The organism is Edaphobacter sp. 12200R-103, assembly GCF_010093025.1.
Lineage (GTDB): Bacteria > Acidobacteriota > Terriglobia > Terriglobales > Acidobacteriaceae > Edaphobacter.
On record NZ_CP048114.1, the window covers coordinates 2,656,594 to 2,679,029 of the forward strand.

A 22,436-nucleotide genomic window follows, 5' to 3' on the forward strand; every position below is an offset into this window, starting at 1 on the left:
CATCCCCAACCGCAGATCCTTCGACTTCGGACCGCAAAAGCCGCGGTCCTTCGCTCAGGATGACACTTTCTGTTAGAAGGGCGGCTACTCCTGAAACGGTACCCTTCTGGATTGTCTAAAAACGAAAAGGCACGGCGTGAAAGCCGTGCCTTTAGCTACTCGAGAGCCACGTTTACGCTTTGCCGAGCACCTTTGCCATGGCATCGCCGATCTCTGCCGGCGACTTGACCACCGTGATACCGGCCTCGGACATCGCCTTCATCTTCTCGGAGGCCGTTCCCTCGCCGCCGGAGATGATGGCTCCGGCGTGGCCCATGCGGCGTCCTGGAGGTGCCGTCTGGCCGGCGATGAAGCCGACGACCGGCTTCTTCACGTTCTCCTTGATGTACTTCGCGGCAGCCTCTTCCGCGGTTCCGCCGATCTCGCCGATCATAATGATCGCCTCGGTCTCCGGATCCTCGTTGAGCAGCTTGAGCGCGTCGATGTGGGTCGTCCCGATGATCGGGTCGCCACCGATGCCGATCGCGGTCGACTGCCCGATTCCGCGCTGCGTCAGTTGGTACACCGCCTCGTAAGTCAGCGTGCCCGACTTCGAGACGATGCCGACGCTGCCTTCCTTGTGGATACGACCCGGCATGATGCCGACCTTGGCCTTGCCCGGTGAGATGACGCCGGGGCAGTTGGGGCCGATCAGGCGCGACTTCGACTGCTTCACTACTTCCCAGGTCTTCACCATGTCCAACACGGGGATGCCTTCAGTGATGCAAATCACCAGCGGAAGTTCTGCCGCCGTCGCTTCCAGAATTCCGTCCGCCGCAAAGGGAGGAGGCACAAAGATCACAGTTGCGTTGGCTCCGGTTTCCTTGACCGCCTCTTCGACGGTATTGAAGACAGGCCAACCCTCGTGCGTCGTGCCGCCCTTACCCGGCGTTACTCCACCCACAACCTTGGTTCCGTACTCGGCGCATGCCTTCGCGTGGAAGGTGCCCTCGCGCCCGGTAATTCCCTGCACAATCAGCCGCGTGTTTTTATCGACTAATACCGCCATTACTTACCACCTTTCGCGGCTGCGACAGCCAGATCAGCAGCTTCCTTCATGGTTGCCCCTACACTGAACTTCAATCCCGATTCCTGCAGGATCTTCCGTCCCTCTTCAACGTTGGTTCCTTCGAGCCGCAGGATGATCGGTAGCTTCACATTCAGCTTCTTTGCTGCCGCGACCACTGCGGTTGCGAGAACATCGACGCGCAGGATTCCACCGAAGATATTAATGAAGATCGCCTTCACGTTCGGGTCGCTCAGCAGGATGCCGAAGGCGTTCTCGATCTGCTCCTGGTTGGCTCCGCCGCCTACGTCGAGGAAGTTGGCTGCCTTGCCGCCGGCGTACTCGATGATGTCCATCGTCGCCATGGCCAGTCCGGCACCGTTGACCATGCAGGCGATAGAGCCGTCGAGCTTGATGTAGTTGAGGGCGAACTTGGACGCCTCGACCTCGAGCGAATCTTCTTCGGAGAGGTCGCGCAACTCCTTGAGGTCCTTGTGGCGGAACATTGCGTTGTCGTCGAAGTTGATCTTGCAATCGAGCGCCAGCAGCTTGTCGTCCTTAGTCGTGATGAAGGGGTTGATCTCCATCAGGGTCGAGTCGGTCTCGACGAAGGCTTTGTACAGGCCGAGCATGAACGCGGTCGCCTGGTTGATCTGGGTCGGCTTCAGCCCCAGCTTGAACGCCAGCCGGCGCGCCTGGTAGGGCTGCAGGCCGATGGCCGGGTTGATGTACTCCTTATAGATCTTCTCGGGAGTGGCATGAGCGACCTCCTCGATCTCCATGCCTCCGGCCTGCGACGCCATAAAGACGAGACGGGCTGCGGCACGGTCGAGCACGATGCCGAGGTAGAGCTCCCGGTCGATCGCCGATCCCTCTTCGATCAGGAGCCGCTGGACCTTCTGTCCCTGGGGTCCGGTCTGATGGGTGACCAACTGCATCCCCAGGATAGTCTTTGCCGCCTTCGATGCGTCGTCGAGCGACTTGACGACCTTGACGCCGCCGCCCTTGCCGCGGCCTCCGGCGTGGATCTGCGCCTTGACCACAACCACCGCATTTCCCTTGTCGAAAAGGTCTTTGGCGGCTCTGTCTGCCTCTTCCAGGGTCTGAACCATCTCGCCGCCCGGAACCGGCACACCATACTTCCGCAGAATCTCTTTTGCCTGATACTCGTGAATTTTCATAGATAATCTTCGCCCGCGCGAGAAGTGTAGCGAACCCAAACAAGCTGTCGCAATGCGAAACGCGAACAACGGTGCGGTTATCGCAATTCGATAGGTCAATTTTCATAGAATGGAGCGGCTTTTGACCGCTTCGGCCCCGAGACGGCGAAGAAACATGCTTCACGGTTGTTTCTTAAGACGAAGAATATGTCGATACAGCCTAAGGGCATCGCGACTGTTAGGCTTAAGGAAAGCGATGCCCCTTCCATTTCCTCTCAAGCACGTGATTGAGAGCCGTGCCACGCTGTCGCGTGAGCAGGCCCGTGAGCTGATGCAGCAGATTGTCGCCGGCGGGTTGAGCGATGTTGAGATCGCCGGCCTTGTTGGAGCGCTGGCAGCCCGAGGGGAGACGCCCGCTGAGGTTGCCGGTTTTGTGGACGTGATGCGGAGCGAGGTCACGCGTGTCCCACTTTCGCCAGAGGAGCAGGCCATTCTGGTGGATACCTGCGGGACCGGGGGCGATGCCAGCCGCACCTTTAATATCTCCACCGCGGCGGCGCTGGTTGCGGCTGCGGCCGGGGCATCGATCGCCAAGCATGGCAATCGCGCGATTACATCCCAGTGCGGCTCGGCCGATGTGCTGGAGGCGCTGGGAGTCCCGGTCGATCTCTCTCCCGAGGCGGCCTCTTCAGCGCTGCGCCGCTACCACTTTGCCTTTCTGCATGCGCCTTCGCTGCATCCGGCGATGAAGGCGGTGATGCCGGTCCGCCGCGCCATCAAGGTGCGGACCGTCTTTAATCTGCTGGGTCCGCTGACCAATCCGGCGGGAGCGTCGGCCCAGGTGATGGGAGTGTATGCGCAGCATGCCGTTGCCCTGGTGGCCGAGACCATGGCGCTGCTGGGAACGCGGCACGCCTTTGTGGTCCATGGAACGGCGGAAGATCCCGACGGAACCGTGCGGGGGCTGGATGAGATCTCCATCTCCGGGCCGACAGATCTGGCCGAGGTACGGAACGGGGTGGTAACTCTCTCGACGATCACGCCGGAAGAGTTGGGCCTGGAGCGTGCCCCGATGAGTGCGCTTGCCGGAGGCGATGCAAAGGAGAATGCCGCGATCCTGATGGCGATCTTCTCAGGAGAACGCGGCCCGCGGCGCGATATTGTGTTGCTGAACGCGGCGGCCGTGCTGGTGGCTGCCGATCTTTCGCCGGATCTTCCGACGGGAATCGCGCTGGCGGAGCAGACGATCGATTCGGGCGCGGTGACGAAACTGCTCGACCAGCTTCGCAGCGGCACATAAAATCAGCAGCAATTGTTTCCACGCTGCATGCTGGAGGTTGAACCCTATGTCCTCAATGCCCCCGCCGCCCGTTCTCGATGCGTCGATGGTGACGACCGCGCTGGAACTGCCCGGCTATCGCGTCGTGCGGAATCTCGGTGTCGTTCGCGGCATCGTGGTTCGCTCGCGGTCGATCTTCGGAACGATCGGTGCAGGCCTGCAGACCATTGTGGGAGGAAACATCACGTTGCTCTCGCAGCTTTGCGAAAAGACCCGGCAGGACGCCTTCGTGATGATGATGCAGCATGCGTCGGAGCGCGGCGCGAATGCCATCATCTGCGCACGGTATGACGCCAATGAGCTGATGCAGGGCGTGACCGAGGTGCTGGCCTACGGGACCGCCGTCATCGTCGAGCGGGGCTAGTTTGTATCGCTGAATGGGTGATGCAATTTCTTGGCATCCTGAAGATGTGAATGAGCGGCAGTGTCATTCGACGGCAAATCGAATTTATCGATATAGTCTCGCAACGCCAGAGGAAACGGCCTCAATATCCACAACGCAGCCGCTGACGCTTGGTTAACATGAGGGCAATGACCACCGTTGCTCCCGGCCGGATCGAGATGATCACCGGCCCCATGTTTTCCGGAAAATCGGAAGAGCTGATCCGGCGCCTGAAGCGGGCTCGCATCGCCCGCCAGCGTGTCGCCTGCTACAAACCCGATATCGATCTTCGCTACCATCGCACGGCGATCGCAAGCCACAGCCAGCAGACGCATGATGCGTCGACAGTGGCGACGGTGGAGGTCCTGCGGGCTTCTCTCTTTCCCCGGTTGGAGGAGGTTGAGGTCGTCGGGATCGATGAAGTGCAGTTCTTCTCAGAAGAGATCATCGAGCTTGCTCTGGAGCTGGTCCATCTGGGCAAGCGGGTGGTGATGGCGGGGCTGGACACGACGTTTGCAGGGGAGCCGTTTGGCCCTGTGCCGAACCTGATGGCAATTGCGGATGAGGTCACCAAGCTCTCAGCGGTGTGCATGGTCTGTGGCGCGCCGGCGATCCATACGCAGCGGCTGGGGCAGAGCCAGGAGCTGGTCGTAGTGGGGGCTGCAGGACTCTATGAGGCTCGCTGCCGCACGCACTTTGAGCCCTGGGTGGACAGCGCCCGGTCTGAACAGCTTGAGCTGCCTTCCGTTCCGGAAAACATCGACTAATGAGGCTGCGTTATCCTTTGGGCTACGTGTCTTTCAGCATCTAAGATCAGCAGGAGAAAAAATATGCGCTTTACAGCCGCAGCCCTCGCAGTCAGCCTCCTAGCCCTACCAGCCATGGCGAAACCGAAGGGCGCCGTAACCGTCTCCCTGAAGACCAGCACGGGTCAGGATGCGGGTACAGCCACCTTTGTTCCTTCGAAGAACAACAAGCTCACCATCCGGCTCAAACTGAGGAACCTTCCTCCGGGAGAGCATGCGGTTCATATTCATGAGCATGCGGTCTGCGACGCTCCCGACTTCAAGACCGCGGGCGGCCATTTCAACCCGGCCGCGAAGAAGCATGGCATCGAGAATCCGATGGGCCATCACAACGGGGATCTTCCGCAAAACGTAACTGTCGCGGCGAACGGGACGGGATCTGCCACATTCCACGTCGATTACCTGTCGCTGGATCCAGCGGCCTCCGATTCGCTGTTCGCCAATGGCGGAACCTCAATTATGGTTCATGAGAAGGCCGACGACATGAAAACCGACCCCACGGGAAACGCGGGCAACCGCATCGCCTGCGGCGTGATCTCGGCCCCGAAATAGGCTGAGCGCCTCCTAAAAAAGCAATCGAAGATCAGGACTGAACCATCCGGAACGCCCCTGCGTATAGCTGCGCATGGGCGTTCTTTCCATTGCGCTTCCTGTCGCCGGTCGGCCCTCTTCCGGTCAGACCAGGCGTGCCCCAGGGAACCATGCGGGAGACGCCTTCAAGTCCGCGACTCCGGGCACTTTGCGCGGTACACTCATACAACCGATCAAGCCCATTGAATCCATGCTAGAGCGCACACCGGAACAGGATGCCGTACAGGAAGCTGCAGCCAGACTGGTCCGGCAGTGTATCGCCGGCGACGGTCAGGCGTGGCAGCAGCTTGTGCTGTCGCATCACCGGCGCATCTACGCGATCTGCTACCGATTTACCGGCTCGGCTACCGATGCCGAAGACCTGACGCAGGATGTCTTTCTCAAGCTCTACAAAAATCTGGCCAGCTTCGATCTGCAGAAGGGCAGCTTTCAGACCTGGATCACGACGCTGACGCGCAATCTCCTGGTCGATCACTTCCGGCGTTCCCGCATGGAGCGAGCCTCGGACTCGCTGGACGCGACGTTCGATGGCGAAGAGGACGGCCCCACGATGGCCGACCGGCTGGCGGACACCCGGGAATCCCAGGAGCAGCACATGGCCAGCCTGGAGTTGAAGGTTCGCATCCAGGAGGCACTCCAGCAACTCTCTCCGGAGCTGAGGGAAGCTGTTATTCTTCGTGACCTTGAGGACATGGATTACAAGGAGATCGCGCAGGTGCTCCGCATCCCCGAGGGAACGGTGAAAAGCCGCATCAGTCGCGGTCGCGGGGAACTTGCAAGGCTGTTACAACGTATAGAAAAACAACAGATGATGTAAGGATAGAAAGCGAGGTGGTTTAAGGTGGCAGAGATGAATCAGTTCGGCAATGCACAACCCTCCCGGTCCCCGGACCCGGCTCACTGTGCACAGTGCGAGGCGATGCTGGCCGATGCTTTGGACAGGAACCTGAGCCCGGAAGACCAGGCCACCTTCGACCGCCATCTGGCGGTCTGCCCCGAATGCTCGCGGATGTTTATCGATGCCAGGCTGGGAGCGGACCTGCTCCGGAAGCTGCATAAGGCACGTCCTGAGCCCTCAGCCGCTCTTCTGGCACGGATTCTGGCCTCAACCGGGCCGGGACCGGCCACAGAAGATGCGAAGGCGATCTCCGTTGTACCGCAGCCCCGCCAGTTGGGACTGGCGGCGCCTGCGTTTGCCCCGGAGACCGTGCCAGCCTACAGCGCCGTCCCATATATCCCGGCCAGGGTGCTTCCCTTTCGCAAGAGGGTTACGAACTCGTTCCGGTTTGCGGCGGTTCGCCACAACCTGATGCAGCCCCGGCTGGCCATGACGGCGGCGATGGCGTTCTTCTCAATCGCCCTGACGCTCAATCTTACGGGAGTACGCATTACCCAGCTGCGAGCCAGCGACTTTACGCCTTCGAGCATCCGGCGGACGTTCTATGACACCAATGCGCGGGTGGTCCGGTCCATTGATAACCTGCGTGTGGTCTATGAGCTGGAGTCGCGGGTCCGCGACCTTCAGCGCGATAACGACTCCAGATCTCCGGTTCCGGAGTCGTCGGCCCCTATACAGAGCACCCCCTCGGATTCGCAAAAAGATCACCAAAGACGCGACGAGGAGAACCAGCAGAAGCAGTCGAATCCGCGGCCGCGTTCCGGCAGCAGCCGCAGCCTTGGCCTCAATCGCTCGCACGCGTTTACGGCCTTCATGAGAGAGCCTGGCCCTTCCCCCGCGCCAGGCCGTGAGTCTCAGACAGTTTTTCTATCTTCACTCCCATGGTTTTTCACCGGAATTGAGCAAGGGGGACAGGCATGAACTGCGCCAACCATCCAGAGCGTGAACGAATCGCTTTTTGCCAGAACTGCGGCAAGCCACTCTGCCAGGAGTGTGCCCGCGTCGTAGGATCGGCGGTCTTCTGCGAACCCTGCCTTGAAGCAAGAATCTCGGGCTCGTCCACAAATCCGTACGCAGGGGCTGTTCCCCCAGTGCCTCCCGCTTCCGCTGTGCCTCCGCCTGTGAGCAACGGGGAGCCCAATCCCGGACTGGCGGCGCTTCTCGGATTTATTCCGGGCGTGGGCGCCATGTACAACGGCCAGTACTCCAAGGGAATCGTCCACCTGATTGTCTTCGCCGTACTGGTCAGCCTGGCCGATGAACATGGGATCTTCGGGTTGTTCGTTACCGGCTGGATCTTCTACCAGGTCTTTGAGGCGTACCAGACTGCCAAGGCCCGGCGTGATGAGACTCCGCTTCCCAATCCCTTCGGGCTGAACGACCTGGGCGACAGGCTTGGCTTTGGAAGAAACTGGACCGCCGCACCACCGGCAGGCGCGCCCGTAGTGCCCCCGGTCTATCCCGCTCCAGAGGCTGCCGCTCAGAGCACCGCCTATCAGCCTCCAGTTGCAGGGCCGCCTCCCGCAGGGACAGGATGGGGAAACCCGGCCGAAAACTTTGTCGGATCTCCATACAATCCCCCTTACATCCCGACGCCTTATCCTCCATCCGTTCCCGGTTTTGACGCGAGTGGGTCCTATCCCCGCAATCGTTTTCCGACAGGCGCGATCTGGCTGATCGGACTGGGAGCGATCTTCCTGTTCGGCAACATGGGAATCTTTCACGGCTTCCCCGTTCATCGACTGTTCCCGTTCTTCCTGATTGGTCTGGGTGTATGGCTCTTTGTCCACAGGATGACGGCAACGGGCGCCACGCTGGCCGATGACGGCACCGCGTTTTACAGAATCCGGCTGCTGGCTGCGCTTCGCGGCTCCATATGGGTTGTGCTGGTGGGCATCATGTTCCTGCTCTCCTCGTTCCATATTCTTTCGTGGGGAAGCAGCTGGCCGCTCTTCATCATTGTTGCCGGAGTCATGATCCTGGCGGAGAAGACGATCTACAATCCGGCGGACGCTCCGCCAGCCTATCCTGTTCCTCCCGTGCCGCCAGCCTACCCGGCTCCTCCGGCGCCGTCTCAATCGGGACCAGACGCTGCTTCGTTCTCTGATCAGGACCAGTCCAGCCAGGAAGGGCGTTGAACAGCCATGGCAAACCAGGTTCCGCCCTATCCTCCACCTCCGGGCCAGTATCCGCCGCCGCAGGGCGACTGGCGTTATCAACGCCGCGTAATGCGGCAGCAGGCCAGAATGCAGCGCGAGTACCTGCGCGCGCAGCAGGAAGCCTATCGTGTGCAGGCGCGGAGCATGCGCCGGACTTCCATCGTCGGCCCTCTGCTGATCATCGCTACCGGTGTCGTCTTCTTCATGATCCAGACGGACCGTCTTTCGGCTCCAACCTTCTGGAACTGGTACGGCCACTGGTGGCCTGTCCTGCTGATCGCAGTAGGTGTAATTATGCTGCTGGAGTGGGGCTGGGATCAGTACTTTCACTCCGACGAGCCGCAATTCCGGCGGCGCTACCTCGGCGGCGGAGTCTTCACGCTGCTGCTTTTGATCGGATTTCTTGGTTTCGCCTTCAGCGGCTTCCACAGCGGCGCTTTTAGCCGGACCTTCCATCTGAATCCGGACAACATGGATGAGTTCTGGGGAGACAAGCACGAGAGCGATCAGACTCTCTCGCAGAACTTCACCGCGGGAAGCAGCCTGATCATCAATAATCCGCGCGGCGATGTGATTGTCGCTGGCAGCAGCGACGATCAGCAGATTCACATCCAGGTCCACAAGCAGGTTTACACGAGGTCGGATTCCGAGGCTGAGAGACGGGCTCAACGGCTTTCTCCCAGGCTGGATACCGATGGTTCCATGTTGAAGGTCTCATTGCCTCCGGTCGAAGGGGGACGCGCAGACCTGAGCATCACGGTACCGCCCTCGGCTCCGGTAACCGTAATCGCAAACCGGGGAGACGTTCACGTCGCTTCCATCAAGGCAGCAGTCGAGGTGACGGCAAACCACGGAGATGTGTCATTGACGGCAATCTCCGGCCCGATCAACACGCACATTAATAACGGCGATTCGTCCTTTTCGGTCCACAGCGCCACCGGCCCGGTTATGGTTGAGGGCCGCGCCCACGACCTGACGTTCTCTGACGTCTCCGGCCCGGCGACCCTCCAAGGGGAGTTCTTCGGGACCACACATCTGGAACGCATTGCCGGGGAGGTGCGGTTCCACACAAGCCGCACAGATATGCGGATGGGCAGGCTGGACGGCGAGACGGAGGTCAGCTCGTCGAGCATCTCGGCCGACCGCGTGGCGGGACCGTTTACCCTGGCCACGGGCAACAAGGATGTCAGCCTGGAACGCATCTCCGGAGACATCTCCGTCACCAACCGCAACGGCGAGGTGAACCTGACCGCAGCGCAGCCGCTCGGGAATATCACGATCGAGAACCGCAATGGACAGGTGGAGCTGACGTTGCCGGAGAAGGCCAACTTCTCGATCCAGGCGGATACGACCAATGGCGACCTTGAAAATGATTTTGGACTGCAGCAGCAGGGCAGCGATGATAGCAATCACAAGAGCTATAACGGCACGGTGGGCAAAGGAGGTCCGCTGATCCGCATCTCGACCAGCCAGCAGGATATTGCGATTAAGAAGGCATCGATCGCTCCGATACCGCCAGCTCCTCCGGAGCCTCCTGCCCCTATCTCGCTGCACGACAGCAACGGCTCGTCGGTGGAGATTGGGCGGGGCGGAATCAACATTCGCAGCGCAGATGGATCGATCGTGATCGCAGACAAGAATGGGCTGCATATCACGACGAAGTCCGACGGCTCCAGCGTGTACGAGAACAAGAGAACGCGCCTGGTGACCGGACCGGATCAATCCGTGACCTACGAAGGACCAGACGGCACCCGCTATACATCGGCAGCGGACGGATCGAAAACGTATCGCGGCAGAGATGGTGCGCAGATCAAGATCGGCGCAGATGGCTCACGGACCGGAACCGGACCGGATGGCCGGAATCTCTCTGATTCGGAGATCAACAGACGTCTGCGCCAGGCAGAACGTGACGTGGCCAGGACCGCCGCAGAACGCGATGCTGCCGCGCAGAAGCGATAACCCAGATCTGACTATTCTCCGGCAGTATGTGGAAGTGACGACTGCTCTACGATGCGACTCTCTGAAGATTCACGGAAGCTGAAGCGGCGGATTCTGAAAGACGGCCTGCGCAAGAATGAGCTGCGGGATGAAGCTTTCCTCCGGGTCATTCGCTCCGTTCCGAAAGGCAAGGTCTCCACCTACGGCAGGATCGCGGCGGCGGCGGGCTACCCAATGTATCACCGTGCCGTCGCGCGCCTGTTGCGGACAACGGGACCGCTCCATGGAGTCCCGTGGCAGCGCATCGTGGGCGCCGGAGGAGAGATCAAGCTGCGAGGCGAGGCAGCCGCAGAACAGAGACTCCGCCTGACCATGGAAGGGGTTAAATTTCGCGGCAGACGGGTCAACATGGACCTGTATGAACACGAGCTCCGAAGCTGGGAGACGCTGTAGTTATTTTGCCTGCCGGTCTTCTCTTTTCCCCGAGCCAGTCCACCTCATCGCCTGGCAGAAGCACAATCCTGTCCCAACGAATCGAGCGTGTGAGGAAGCCGACCTCAGCGTAATCTCCCGTTGCCAACTGGCGCTTGAGTAAAGAGTGTGGGGACGATTCGGATATATAACCCCACGGAAAGTGTCATCCTGAGCGAAGCTTCTTGCGGCTTTATCGCAAGAAACGCAGTCGAAGGATCTGCGGTCTGCAGAGCCTCAGCCATCCTCGAACCGCAGATCCTTCGACTGCGCGCTTACGCGCTCCGCTCAGGATGACACCTTTCGGCCGCGTTGAAGGTCACCAGGGTAGATCAACTCTGTGTGTAAAGTGCTCCCCTTCGATGAGTGGCGGCAAAAAAGAGTGTGATCCCTGGATCGCCATTGAGCGCATCGACCATCTCCTGTAAAAATGCTGCGGACACCAGTGTTATGTTTCATACGGTTTTCACTATAGCCATGATTCACTCGAAGACCCTGGTTTTCCCGAGGAGAGTTTCATGAAGTCATCTCTTGCTTTCTCTGCCCTGACTCTGCTGGTCTGCGGATTCGTGCCGTCCGCTGTAGCACAGGAAGTCAGACCGGATCACGATCTGTCGCGGCCACAGAGCTATGTGCTCCATCGGGCTTCGAGCACCTCCCCGACAGGCGCCAACAATGACTACCGCGTGCTGCCTGCGGGTGGAACTCTGACGATGCTCGATATCGACGGTTCGGCGCAGATCTCGCATATCTGGATGACCATCAGCGACCGCGAGAAATATCACCTGAAACGCATTGTGCTGCGCATCTACTGGGACAATGAGACCGCGCCGAGCGTCGAGACGCCGGTGGGTGACTTCTTCGGCCTGAACCTCGGCGACTATCACAACTGGGAGTCGGCGATGCTGTCGGTCGGCAATGATCGCGGCATGAACAGCTTCTTCCCCATGCCTTTCCGCAGGCATGCGCGCATTACGCTGACCAATGAGGGCAAGCTGCCCGCAACCAGCGTCTACTACAACATCGATTACCGTACCGGCCCGAAGGTGGCAGATAAAGATTCGCTGTACTTCCACGCGCAGTATCACCAGGCTGTGCCCAACAAGGGCTGGACGACAGACTTCTACGCTAACAACGATCCTGCGATTAATAACAAGACAAATAAAGATGGCAAAGACAACTATGTCTTTCTCGAAGCCAATGGGCGCGGCCACTATGTTGGCATGACGCTGGGCGTGCTGCAGAATCAGGACGGCTGGTGGGGCGAGGGCGACGACATGCTCTTTATCGACGACCCGAATACCCCGGCCATCGTGGGCACCGGCAGCGAAGACTACATCCTGGGCGCTTGGGACTTCGGTGGGTCTCGCTTTTCGTATAGCAGCTACGGGGCGCCAATCAAGGGCGATGAGCTCGCAGGAAGCCGCTCGGTCGTCTATCGCTTTCACCTGGATTCCCCGGTGACGTTTACAAAGTATTTCAAAGGAACGATCGAGCACGGCCATGCCAATCATCGATCGGACAACTATTACTCGGAGAGCTACTGGTACCAGACTGAGCCGCATACGCCGTTCGCCCCACTCCCTCCGGTCGAGACGCGTTTGCCGGCTCTGATGCCCACGGGAGGCCCGGGCAATGGACCGCAGCCGAACATAGCTCCTCCGCCACAGCCGCTGCCTGCACCTAATCCAGGAGCGACTCCATCTGTAGCAGCGCCTGCGGGCAGTACGACGAGGACGCAGGATTCGACCACGACACCTGCAACGCCGCAACAGCAGACTACTCCGCAACAACCGAAGCCTGAGCCGCGGTAGGTATCGGAGTTCAGGCCCGAGTGGGCAGGTAGACCTTGTTATTCAAATGGGGTGTGTCAAAGCTGCCCAAGGCATAGGGCGAATTGAAGTTAGAAGGTAAATGCAAAAGCCCCATCCGAAGATGGGGCTTTTCAAGATTATGCCGGCGATCACCTAATCTCCCACACACTTACGCGTGCAGTACCATCGGCCCAACGAGGCTTAACTTCCGTGTTCGGGATGGGAACGGGTGTGACCCTCGCGGTAAACTCACCGGCAAATTGTCGAACTCGCTCGCGCGATCGTTCACAACTGAATAGATTGAGCAGACATTTACCAAAACGTATTAGTTATATATCTCGTATAACTACAAAGCTTGTGTTGAGAATCTCTAGCGCGAATGGTACTCACTGCGCAGAGTAAATTCTATGGACAAGCCGAACGGGCGATTAGTACTGGTAAGCTACACACATTACTGCGCTTCAACCTCCAGCCTATCAACCAGGTGGTCTTCCTGGGCCCTTCATTTCCCTTACGGGTTGGGAGATCTCATCTTAGAGCGTGCTTCCCGCTTATATGCATTCAGCGGTTATCACAACCGAACTTCGCTACCCAGCCGTGCCTTTGGCAAGACAACTGGAACACAAGAGGTTCGTCCATCCCGGTCCTCTCGTACTAAGGACAGCCCTCTTCAAATCTCCTACGCCCACAGCAGATAGAGACCGAACTGTCTCGCGACGTTCTGAACCCAGCTCACGTACCGCTTTAATAGGCGAACAGCCTAACCCTTGGAACCTTCTACAGCTCCAGGATGCGATGAGCCGACATCGAGGTGCCAAACCATTGCGTCGATATGAACTCTTGGCAATGATCAGCCTGTTATCCCCGGCGTACCTTTTATCCGTTGAGCGATGGCCCTTCCATACAGAACCACCGGATCACTAAGGCCTGCTTTCGCATCTGCTCGACTTGTAGGTCTCGCAGTTAACCACACTTATGCCTTTGCACTCGACGGTCGATTTCCAAACGACCTGAGTGTAGCTTCGCGCGCCTCCGTTACAATTTAGGAGGCGACCGCCCCAGTCAAACTACCCGTCTTACAATGTCCCTCTCCCGGATCACGGGAGGAGGTTAGGATCACAACAATCGCAGGGTGGTATCTCACCGTTGGCTCCACCGAACCCGAAAGTCCGGTCTCAAAGCCTCCCACCTATCCTGCGCAGCAATTGCCGTAACCCACTGTAAAAGTATAGTAAAGGTGCACGGGGTCTTTTCGTCTAGCTGCGGGTAACCGGCATCTTCACCGGTACTACAAGTTCGCCGAGCAACTCGTTAAGACAGTCGAACGATCGTTACTCCATTCGTGCAGGTCGGAACTTACCCGACAAGGAATTTCGCTACCTTAGGACCGTTATAGTTACGGCCGCCGTTCACCGGGGCTTCAGTTCGAAGCTTCGAGCTTGCGCCCTAACCTCTCCCTTTAACCTTCCGGCACCGGGCAGGAGTCAGCCCCTATACGTCGTTTTAGACTTTGCAGAGACCTGTGTTTTTGTTAAACAGTCGCCGTTCGCATTTCGCTGCGGCCACGAAGGGCTATTCACCCCCGTGGCGACCCTTCTCCCGAAGTTACGGGTCTAATTTGCCGAGTTCCTTAACAAGCTTTCACTCGAGCGCCTTTGGATATTCTCCTCGTCTACCTGTGTCGGTTTGTGGTACGGTTCCCAATCTCTCTCCTTAGAGGTTTTTCTTGGCAGCGTGAACTCAGCAGCTTTCAGCCATTCGGCTTACTGCTTTGCGCCTCACTGTTAAGCTTCTCCGGATTTGCCTAGAGAAACCAGCTTACGCGCATCGAACCCCATAGCCATAGGAGGTCCTGCTTATCCTTCTGCGTCACCCCATCGTAATAACGAAAAACTGGGAGGTCCGGAATATTAACCGGATGTCCATCGCCTACGCCTCTCGGCCTCGGCTTAGGGACCGCCTAACCCTGAGCGGATTAACCTTCCTCAGGAAACCTTAGACTTTCGGCGGGGAGGGTTCTCACCTCCCTTATCGCTACTTATGCCGGCAGGGTCTCTTCTCAACGCTCCATCAGTCTTCTCAGTCTGACTTCATCGCTGTGAGAATGCTCTCCTACCACGCACATCAAAGATGTGCATCCGCTGCTTCGGTATACAGTTTTAGCCCCGTTGTATTGTCGGCACCGGACCGCTTGACCAGTGAGCTATTACGCTTTCTTTAAAGGATGGCTGCTTCTAAGCCAACCTCCTGGCTGTCTGAGCGTTCCGACTTCCTTTCCCACTTAACTGTAATTTGGGGACCTTAGCAGGCGGTCTGGACTGTTTTCCTCTCGACTGTGAAGCTTAGCCCCCACAGTCTGACTCCCGGGCTGGTTGTAATTGGCATTCGAAGTTTGGCTGGATTCAGTAAGCCGGAAAGCCCCCTAGTCCAATCATGTCTCTACCACCAATCCAAATCACCCGAGGCTAGCCCTAAAGCTATTTCGGAGAGAACGAGCTATCACGGAATTTGATTAGCCTTTCACCCCTACCCTCAGCTCATCCGAGCTTTTTTCAACAAACACCGGTTCGGTCCTCCAGTAGGTGTTACCCCACCTTCAACCTGGCCAAGGGTAGATCATCCCGCTTCGCGTCTATTCCTGCCAACTTAACGCCCTATTCAGACTCGCTTTCGCTGCGGCTCGCTCACGCTTAACCTTGCTGACAAGAATAACTAGCCGGCTCATTATGCAATAGGCACGCGGTCAGACATTCCCTTACGGGCATAGTCCTCCCACTGCTTGTAGGCACACGGTTTCAGGTACTTTTCACTCCCCTCAATGGGGTGCTTTTCGCCTTTCCCTCACGGTACTGGTTCACTATCGGTCAGATACTAGTATTTAGCCTTACGGGATGGTCCCCGTGGATTCAAGCAGGGTTTCTCGTGCCCCGCCTTACTCAGGTACCTGCTTCGAGTCTGGATCAATTTCGTCTACGGGTCTGTCACCCACTATGGAGCCACTTTCCAGAGGCTTCGACTATCGACCAGATTGGTAACTCTACTATTGCAGGCCCTACAACCCCCGACGCACCTTAATGCAACGGGTTTGGGCTGTTCCGATTTCGCTCGCCACTACTTTCGGAATCGAGGTTTCTTTCTACTCCTGGAGGTACTGAGATGGTTCACTTCCCTCCGTTCGCCTGTTCTCACCTATGGATTCAGTGAGACATACATACGGTTTGCGTATGTGGGTTTCCCCATTCGGAAATCTCCGGATCAACGCCTGTGTGCGGCTTCCCGAAGCTTATCGCAGCTTGCCACGTCCTTCATCGCCTGTATCTGCCAAGGCATCCACCGTGCGCCCTTAGTAGCTTGACCATAGAATTTACTCGCACGCAGTAGAGAAACAACCTCTACGAATTACAAGTAATCTACGTTGTCCATTCGCCTGTATCGAATCAATCGATACGAATTATCTAAAGACACTCAACAACTGTTCCACTCGCTTTTTGCTTTCACATTAAGCGGTGGGCTCAGCCTTGTAGTTATATTTACCCAATCTATTCAGTTGTCAAAAATCACCGAGCGACTTATCTGTCGCTGTCGCACCCTAAGGCGGCTCGAGCACTTCTGCTCAAGGTTCAAATCCCATTCGCACAGGATCTCAACCTGAAGCAGAGTTGCATTTTTTCGAAGAGAGGATGGTGGAGCTGACCGGGATCGAACCGATGACATCCTGCTTGCAAAGCAGGCGCTCTCCCAACTGAGCTACAGCCCCATGCCGTGATTCAGTATAGCAGACACTCGCAATGAAAGTGGTGGGCCTGGGTAGATTCGAACTACCGACCTCACCCTTATCAGGGGTGCGCTCTAACCAACTGAGCTACAGGCCCGGCATCGCATTTTGCGCATGCTGCTCTGCTGACTCATCCGAGCCAAAGTCGAGCTCTCTCGAAAAGGTTTCGAGGACACAGTTGAACGTGCGAAGCGGCTAAGCCGCTTCTGACCATCGATGTTGATGGATATCGACAAAGAGAAGGTTTGGTTCAAGCTCATCACCGATATACGTGATAACCGATGATGGTGCATGGTCACTTCCTATACTCAGCCGAAGCTGTCTGCAATCGCAGAGCGCATTGGAATGCCATGACGTTTTCTCTTTAGAAAGGAGGTGATCCAGCCGCAGGTTCTCCTACGGCTACCTTGTTACGACTTCACCCCAATCATGAATTACACCTTGGGCGGCTGCTCCCTTGCGGTTAGCTCACCGACTTCTAGTGCAACCCACTTTCGTGATGTGACGGGCGGTGTGTACAAGGCCCGGGAACGTATTCACCGCAGCATGCTGATCTGCGATTACTAGCGATTCCAGCTTCATGGAGTCGAGTTGCAGACTCCAATCCGAACTGAGGCCGGCTTTTTCCGATTAGCTCCCCCTCGCGGGTTTGCAGCGGTTTGTACCGGCCATTGTAGCACGTGTGTAGCCCTGGACATAAAGGCCATGAGGACTTGACGTCATCCCCACCTTCCTCCCCGTTATCCGAGGCGGTTTCGTCAGAGTGCTCAACTAAATGGTAGCAACTGAAGATAAGGGTTGCGCTCGTTGCGGGACTTAACCCAACATCTCACGACACGAGCTGACGACAGCCATGCAGCACCTATATAGCAGTCTATTGCTAGACGCCGATGTTTCCACCGGATTCCACTACATTTCGAGCCCAGGTAAGGTTCTTCGCGTTGCGTCGAATTAAACCACATGCTCCACCGCTTGTGCGGGCCCCCGTCAATTCCTTTGAGTTTCAGCCTTGCGACCGTACTCCCCAGGCGGATTGCTTATCGCGTTAGCTTCGACACGGCAGGATTGGGTACCTGCCACATCAAGCAATCATCGTTTAGGGCTAGGACTACCAGGGTATCTAATCCTGTTTGCTCCCCTAGCTTTCGCGCCTCAGCGTCAGTTATGGTCCAGTGAGCCGCTTTCGCCACAGGTGTTCCTTCCGATATCTACGCATTTCACCGCTACACCGGAAATTCCACTCACCTCTCCCATACTCAAGCCCGACAGTTTCTAATGCAGACTCTGGGTTGAGCCCAGAGATTTCACATCAGACTTGTCAAACCGCCTACGCGCCCTTTACGCCCAATAATTCCGAACAACGCTTGCCCCCCTCGTATTACCGCGGCTGCTGGCACGAAGTTAGCCGGGGCTTCTTCTTCCGGTACCGTCATAATCGTCCCGATCGAAAGGAGTTTACATCCCAAGGGATTTCATCCTCCACGCGGCGTTGCTGCGTCAGGGTTTCCCCCATTGCGCAAAATTCCCCACTGCTGCCTCCCGTAGGAGTCTGGACCGTGTTTCAGTTCCAGTGTGTCCGTGCGCCCTCTCAGGCCGGATACAGATCATCGCCTTGGTGGGCCATTACCCCACCAACTAGCTAATCTGCCGCGAACTCCTCTCCAAGCGCATTGCTGCTTTGACTCGTAAGTGTTATGCGGTATTAGCCCAGGTTTCCCTAGGTTATTCCCCACTCGGAGGTAGATGATTCACGTGTTACTCACCCGTGCGCCACTGTACTTGCAGGCCGAAGCCCGCTTTCTCGTGCGACTTGCATGTGTTAGGCACGCCGCCAGCGTTGATTCTGAGCCAGGATCAAACTCTCGTTTAATCTTGGTGTGTCCGCTCCCAGGACGGAGGTCCGGGAGTCAGACGCCTTCAGCTGCTCGAAAGAGCTGAAGGATATAACTAGTGAGAATGACCAAACCAAATTTCGTATCATCTCACGACTGGCACGTTCAACTATGTTGTCAAAGATCCTGACTGCATCCACACTAGGCGGGCAGCTTTGGATCAAGGACTTCTCCGGCTCAAAGCCTGGATTGCGTCCTCGAACTTGTTTGCGCTGATTTCGTCTTTGTTTTCACGACTTTAGCTTGCCTTGTTCCCGCATCGCTGTCGTGTTCGACGTTTTAGCGAACTTTCTAAGAGTATCGAACCTTCGATCCCTTGTCAACATCTTTTTTACTTTTCTTTTACCGCCCCTTCACCCCTGAAAGGATCGAAGCCGGTAAAAGCCAAGCATGCTGACTGCTCACTCGCGCAAAATGTCAAAACATCCTTACGGCACATTTGGCCGCGGAGCCTGAGCTCCCCTAAAACAATTGCAGTAACTTGGGTTTGGATTCGGCTAGCCTCTCAGGCTATCTGCCGCGATCAAACGCTTGGACTGCGCTCTTGACTGCCTCCACACCAACATATCGGCATCAGGCTAAGAGCTTTCATACTACTGCAGTGAGCTTACCATCGGTCACTTCTTCTCTGCAAACCGCGTCGCTCACTTGCGACTTCCTGAGAGTATCAACGACCGGGAGTTCGTGCAAGCCCGGAGGGCTGTGAATAAATTGCCAATCCTGTCGAAAACCCGGTTTCAGCCAGTATTTACTAGGTGTTTGTATGCCTTCGAATCATGCTATCGCACGCGAAAACTTCCCATCATCCGGGCAAAGAGTGGTTTCAGGGTCGCATAATCCGGCTCCGGAGAGACAAAGATGATGTAGTTCACCGCCCCATCTGGCCTGGATATCGCCACCAGAAGATCCCGTTCCGGGGTAGCCGTCCCTCCGCTGGACAACGGAGAACGTCCACGAAGCTCCACGGTTGCCGCCGGCCTGCCATTGACGGTCGTCGACTGCATGTTGCCGCTGACCGTCATGCCATCGTTCTGCTGGCTCATCTGCCGGGCGATCGCCGTAGTGGCCTGCTGGAGATCGTTCGCATTTTTTACAGGAGCCTGGAAGCGCGCGCCCTCGACGATGGCGCCGTAGGCGATACCGGCCTGACTGGCTCCATCCTGCGGGACAAACGCGACACTGCCATTCTGCCCCTCCCCCTTGCGCCAGCTCTTCGGATAGCTGATGGAAAAGGCCTGTCCGTTGTAGAAGACGAGCGGATCGTCGATGCCCAGAGAGGCCCGGCTCAGCCGCGCGGCGCCTGCAGCCTGAGTCTGGTTCTGGGTCTGCGAGCTGCCTGTTGTTTCGGGAATGACGGTTGCCGGACCTCCCGCTACCAGAGCATATTTGCCGCTCTTCTTCCAGGCACCCGCTTCCATCTCCTTAGAGGTATATGTCTTCTCCTTGTTGGCCAGATCGCGCGCACGGGTAAAGGCAGCTGTTGTTACGGTCGGATTGGACTTCCGGGGAAGACTTGCGATCTCTGCATTGACATACTCCATACGGTTGCCGGGATTGGGATGGTCGCTGAAGATCTGAGCACCCCCCTGTCCATACTTCGCCTCAATGGTCTCGAAGAACTGGGGCAGGCCGCGCGGATCGTAGCCTGCGTCGTAGAGGATGTCGGCGCCAAGCAGGTCGGCCTGCTTCTCATAATCGCGGGACATCCTCAGAAAGCTTAGTCCTGTCGCAATACCGATTCCCTGGCTGGCAAGGGAGCCCAGCGCGCCGTTTCCAAGAGCAATCGCCGCTCCCAACTGCCCCAGGGCAGCCCAGGTGCCGACCGACTGTTGCTTGGTCATGTTGCAGGTGGAGTGACGCATGACCACATGCGAGAGCTCGTGCGCCATCACGCCGGCCAGCTGCGACTCGGTCTCAGCGGCGCGAATCGCCCCGACATTGACGAACATGGCTCCGCCCGGCAGGGCAAATGCGTTGATCTCATCACTGGCAACGACGTGGAAGTTGTAAGGCCAGCGATAGCCGGGGGTCACCGCGACCAGCTTCTTCCCAACCTGCTGCACATATTGCGAGATAGGGGAGCTGTCGGGCAGCACCGGCATCTGCTTGAAGATCTCGCCGGCGTACTTTGCCCCTTCCGTTTCTTCCTGCTGCGTGCTGAAGGCGTTTTTGCAGGGTGGAGGGATTTTGAAACGCGCCCATGCCGCGCTTGTTGTCCCACCGAGGAGCAGCACAAACACCACAATCTTCTTCCCGAAATACGTCAACTCCATGAGCCCTGCTCCTTCCCTGACACAAACCCGCACGGATGCGGAAGATCATAAAGGGGGTTGCTCTAAGAAGGCTTGGCGACCACCCCCAGGTCGGCCAGACCGTTGACAAAATACTGCACTGCCAGGGCGACCAGCAGCAAGCCCATGATGCGAACCAGCACACGGATCCCCGTCTCGCCCAGCGCCCTCCCTACCCTGTCGGAGTTTCCCAGCACCAGGTAGCAGATCACAGCCGTAATGAAGATGGAGCCGAGAATGGCAACCATCTGCCAGTGGTTCTGCGCCTGCCCGACGAGGACCATGACGCTGGCAATCGCACCGGGACCGGCCAGCATGGGAATTCCGAGGGGTACGATGCCGGCGTCCTCTTTGCTTGCGGCCTCTTCGGCGTCTCCGCTGGTCTCCTGGGTCGGGGAACGGCGCGCCTCCAGCATGTCGAGCCCGATCAAAAGAAGGATGATTCCGCCTGCGATCTCGAAGGCCGGAAGCGTAATTCCGAACATCCTGAAGATGTACTGACCTGCTATGGCAAAGGCGCTCAGAAAGATCAGCGCGGTAAGAGAAGCCTTCCGCGCAATCCTCTTGCGGCTTTTTTCATCGGCACCTTCCGTAACCGCCAGAAAGGTAGGCAAAGCGGCAAAGGGATCGACCAGGAAAAAGATGGAGCTGAGCGCGAGCAACGAGAAGCGCACGTAGACCGAGTGCTGCAGGTCATACAGGATCACCGGCGAATGCGGCTGGTAGAGCACGACTCATTCTCCCACGGCTTCGTCACAAGCCGATGCCGATCGCACAATCTCCCTATTTCTACTGGTCGCTGAAGCCCGGCGCTGACTATAATGAAATCTTCACGCAAGGAGCGGATATATGCCCATTCAAACAACTGCGAACATCTGGCACAACGGCACATTGATCCCCTGGGACAAGGCCCAGATTCATGTCATGAGCCACGTCGTCCACTATGGTTCGTCGGTATTTGAGGGGATTCGCTGCTATAAACAGCCTTCCGGGGCAGGCATATTTCGCCTTACCGAACACATGCAGCGCCTGGCGGACTCCGCCAAGATCTACCGCATGCCTCTGCCCTACACCGTCGAACAGCTTTCCGCGGCCGTCATCGACGTCGTCGAAGCCAATGGCGTGGCGCCCTGTTACATCCGCCCTATCGCATTTCGCGGCTACGGCGAGATCGGCGTAAATCCGCTGACCTCCCCGGTGGATGTCTATATCGCCAACTTCCCCTGGGGCAAGTATGTTCCCGGCAACCATGGAGCCGATGTGTGCGTATCGAGCTGGTCACGTCTGGCTCCGAATACGATGCCTTCGCTCGCCAAAGCCGGAGCGAACTACATGAACTCGCAGCTGATCCGCATGGAGGCCGAGGTGAACGGCTACTCCGAAGGAATCGCGCTGGATGTAAACGGCTACCTCTCCGAGGGCTCGGGCGAAAACCTGTTCCTCGTGCGCAATGGAATCATCTACACGACTCCGCTGGCAAACTCTGTTCTGAGCGGAATTACTCGCGGTTCAGTCATCACACTGGCGCGGCAGCTTGGCATCGAGGTCGTCGAGCAGGCGCTCCCGCGTGAGCTGCTCTATATCTCTGATGAAGCGTTCTTTACCGGCACGGCTGCCGAGGTGACGCATCTGCGCTCGGTCGACCGCATCCTGGTGGGTGATGGAAGCATGGGCCCGATCACTACGGCGCTGCACGAAGAATTCTTCGGAATCGTCAACGGCCTGAAGGCAGATCGCTACAACTGGCTGACCCCGGTCAACGTGAAGGCGGGCGAGCCCGTAGGGGTGTAGCAACGCTGCGGAAAGCAAAGATCAAGACCGCGGGGCCACAGCGCTCCGCGGTTTTTCTTTGCCTGAAAACGGCAGCCTGCATCG

Annotated in this window: 15 protein-coding genes, 2 tRNA genes, 3 rRNA genes and 1 pseudogene; 12 read left to right on the forward strand and 9 right to left on the reverse strand. The window is 57.7% G+C overall.

The features are described from left to right. Positions 1-172: 172 nt before the first annotated feature. Positions 173-1,048 carry a succinate--CoA ligase subunit alpha gene (gene sucD, locus GWR55_RS11080; protein WP_162402321.1) on the reverse strand — a complete coding sequence of 292 codons (876 nt, stop codon included), beginning with the start codon at positions 1,046-1,048 and terminating at the stop codon, positions 173-175. Beyond that, positions 1,048-2,226: an ADP-forming succinate--CoA ligase subunit beta gene (sucC, locus tag GWR55_RS11085; RefSeq protein WP_162402322.1), complete on the reverse strand. Its 1,179-nt coding sequence runs from the start codon at positions 2,224-2,226 to the stop codon at positions 1,048-1,050. The genes sucD and sucC overlap by 1 nt, the downstream gene beginning before the upstream one ends. A 235-nt stretch (positions 2,227-2,461) precedes the next feature. On the opposite strand from sucC, the gene trpD reads away from it, so the two are divergent. The 11 genes and pseudogenes from trpD (at position 2,462) to GWR55_RS11135 (ending at position 12,603) form a co-directional block, all read left to right on the forward strand. Further along, the gene (gene trpD, locus GWR55_RS11090) at positions 2,462-3,505 is read left to right on the forward strand and encodes an anthranilate phosphoribosyltransferase (RefSeq protein ID WP_162402323.1); all 1,044 of its coding nucleotides are present in this window, start codon (positions 2,462-2,464) and stop codon (positions 3,503-3,505) included. Between the two features lie 46 nt (positions 3,506-3,551). Continuing rightward, positions 3,552-3,908 (forward strand): YbjQ family protein, encoded by a 357-nt coding sequence (locus GWR55_RS11095; RefSeq protein WP_238398351.1) that lies wholly within the window; start codon positions 3,552-3,554, stop codon positions 3,906-3,908. 167 nt (positions 3,909-4,075) lie between these two features. Beyond that, complete coding sequence (locus GWR55_RS11100; protein WP_162402324.1) at positions 4,076-4,693, forward strand: thymidine kinase; 618 nt, start codon at positions 4,076-4,078, stop codon at positions 4,691-4,693. 63 nt (positions 4,694-4,756) lie between these two features. Continuing rightward, positions 4,757-5,284 carry a superoxide dismutase family protein gene (locus tag GWR55_RS11105; protein WP_162402325.1) on the forward strand — a complete coding sequence of 176 codons (528 nt, stop codon included), beginning with the start codon at positions 4,757-4,759 and terminating at the stop codon, positions 5,282-5,284. A gap of 73 nt (positions 5,285-5,357) precedes the next feature. Then, on the forward strand, positions 5,358-6,140 hold the full coding sequence (locus GWR55_RS11110; RefSeq protein ID WP_162402326.1) for an RNA polymerase sigma factor: 783 nt from the start codon (positions 5,358-5,360) through the stop codon (positions 6,138-6,140). Positions 6,141-6,173: 33 nt separating this feature from the next. After that, on the forward strand, positions 6,174-7,142 hold the full coding sequence (locus tag GWR55_RS11115) for an anti-sigma factor (RefSeq protein WP_238398772.1): 969 nt from the start codon (positions 6,174-6,176) through the stop codon (positions 7,140-7,142). Then, a pseudogene (locus GWR55_RS19585) lies at positions 7,139-7,189 on the forward strand (hypothetical protein); the annotation flags it as partial. The gene GWR55_RS11115 and the pseudogene GWR55_RS19585, both read left to right, overlap by 4 nt. Before the next feature lie 153 nt (positions 7,190-7,342). Continuing rightward, positions 7,343-8,359 (forward strand): hypothetical protein, encoded by a 1,017-nt coding sequence (locus tag GWR55_RS11120; RefSeq protein WP_238398352.1) that lies wholly within the window; start codon positions 7,343-7,345, stop codon positions 8,357-8,359. A gap of 6 nt (positions 8,360-8,365) precedes the next feature. Beyond that, the gene (locus GWR55_RS11125) at positions 8,366-10,339 is read left to right on the forward strand and encodes a DUF4097 family beta strand repeat-containing protein (RefSeq protein WP_162402329.1); all 1,974 of its coding nucleotides are present in this window, start codon (positions 8,366-8,368) and stop codon (positions 10,337-10,339) included. A gap of 51 nt (positions 10,340-10,390) precedes the next feature. Next, positions 10,391-10,771 (forward strand): MGMT family protein, encoded by a 381-nt coding sequence (locus GWR55_RS11130; protein WP_162402330.1) that lies wholly within the window; start codon positions 10,391-10,393, stop codon positions 10,769-10,771. A gap of 536 nt (positions 10,772-11,307) precedes the next feature. After that, entirely contained in the window at positions 11,308-12,603 is a 1,296-nt protein-coding gene (locus GWR55_RS11135; protein WP_162402331.1) for a glycoside hydrolase family 172 protein, read from the forward strand. A gap of 140 nt (positions 12,604-12,743) precedes the next feature. Here GWR55_RS11135 and rrf read toward each other — a convergent pair. From rrf to GWR55_RS11170, 7 genes are all read right to left on the reverse strand, one after another. Continuing rightward, positions 12,744-12,860: ribosomal RNA gene (rrf, locus tag GWR55_RS11140) — 5S ribosomal RNA — on the reverse strand. Between the two features lie 150 nt (positions 12,861-13,010). Beyond that, a 23S ribosomal RNA gene (locus tag GWR55_RS11145) occupies positions 13,011-15,960 on the reverse strand. A gap of 324 nt (positions 15,961-16,284) precedes the next feature. Next, positions 16,285-16,360, reverse strand: a tRNA-Ala gene (locus GWR55_RS11150). 38 nt (positions 16,361-16,398) lie between these two features. Beyond that, positions 16,399-16,475: transfer RNA gene (locus GWR55_RS11155), tRNA-Ile, on the reverse strand. Positions 16,476-16,746: 271 nt separating this feature from the next. Continuing rightward, positions 16,747-18,248, reverse strand: a 16S ribosomal RNA gene (locus GWR55_RS11160). Together the 16S, 23S and 5S rRNA genes with 2 tRNA genes alongside form the textbook arrangement of a ribosomal RNA operon. Positions 18,249-19,049: 801 nt before the next feature. Continuing rightward, a complete protein-coding gene (locus GWR55_RS11165) occupies positions 19,050-20,543 on the reverse strand; it encodes a M48 family metallopeptidase (protein ID WP_162402332.1) in 1,494 nt (497 codons plus the stop codon). Between the two features lie 62 nt (positions 20,544-20,605). Further along, a complete protein-coding gene (locus tag GWR55_RS11170) occupies positions 20,606-21,292 on the reverse strand; it encodes a MarC family protein (protein ID WP_238398353.1) in 687 nt (228 codons plus the stop codon). Positions 21,293-21,410: 118 nt separating this feature from the next. Here GWR55_RS11170 and GWR55_RS11175 point away from each other — a divergent pair, with 118 nt between their 5' ends. Continuing rightward, the gene (locus GWR55_RS11175; protein WP_162402333.1) at positions 21,411-22,352 is read left to right on the forward strand and encodes a branched-chain amino acid transaminase; all 942 of its coding nucleotides are present in this window, start codon (positions 21,411-21,413) and stop codon (positions 22,350-22,352) included. Positions 22,353-22,436 lie beyond the last annotated feature (84 nt).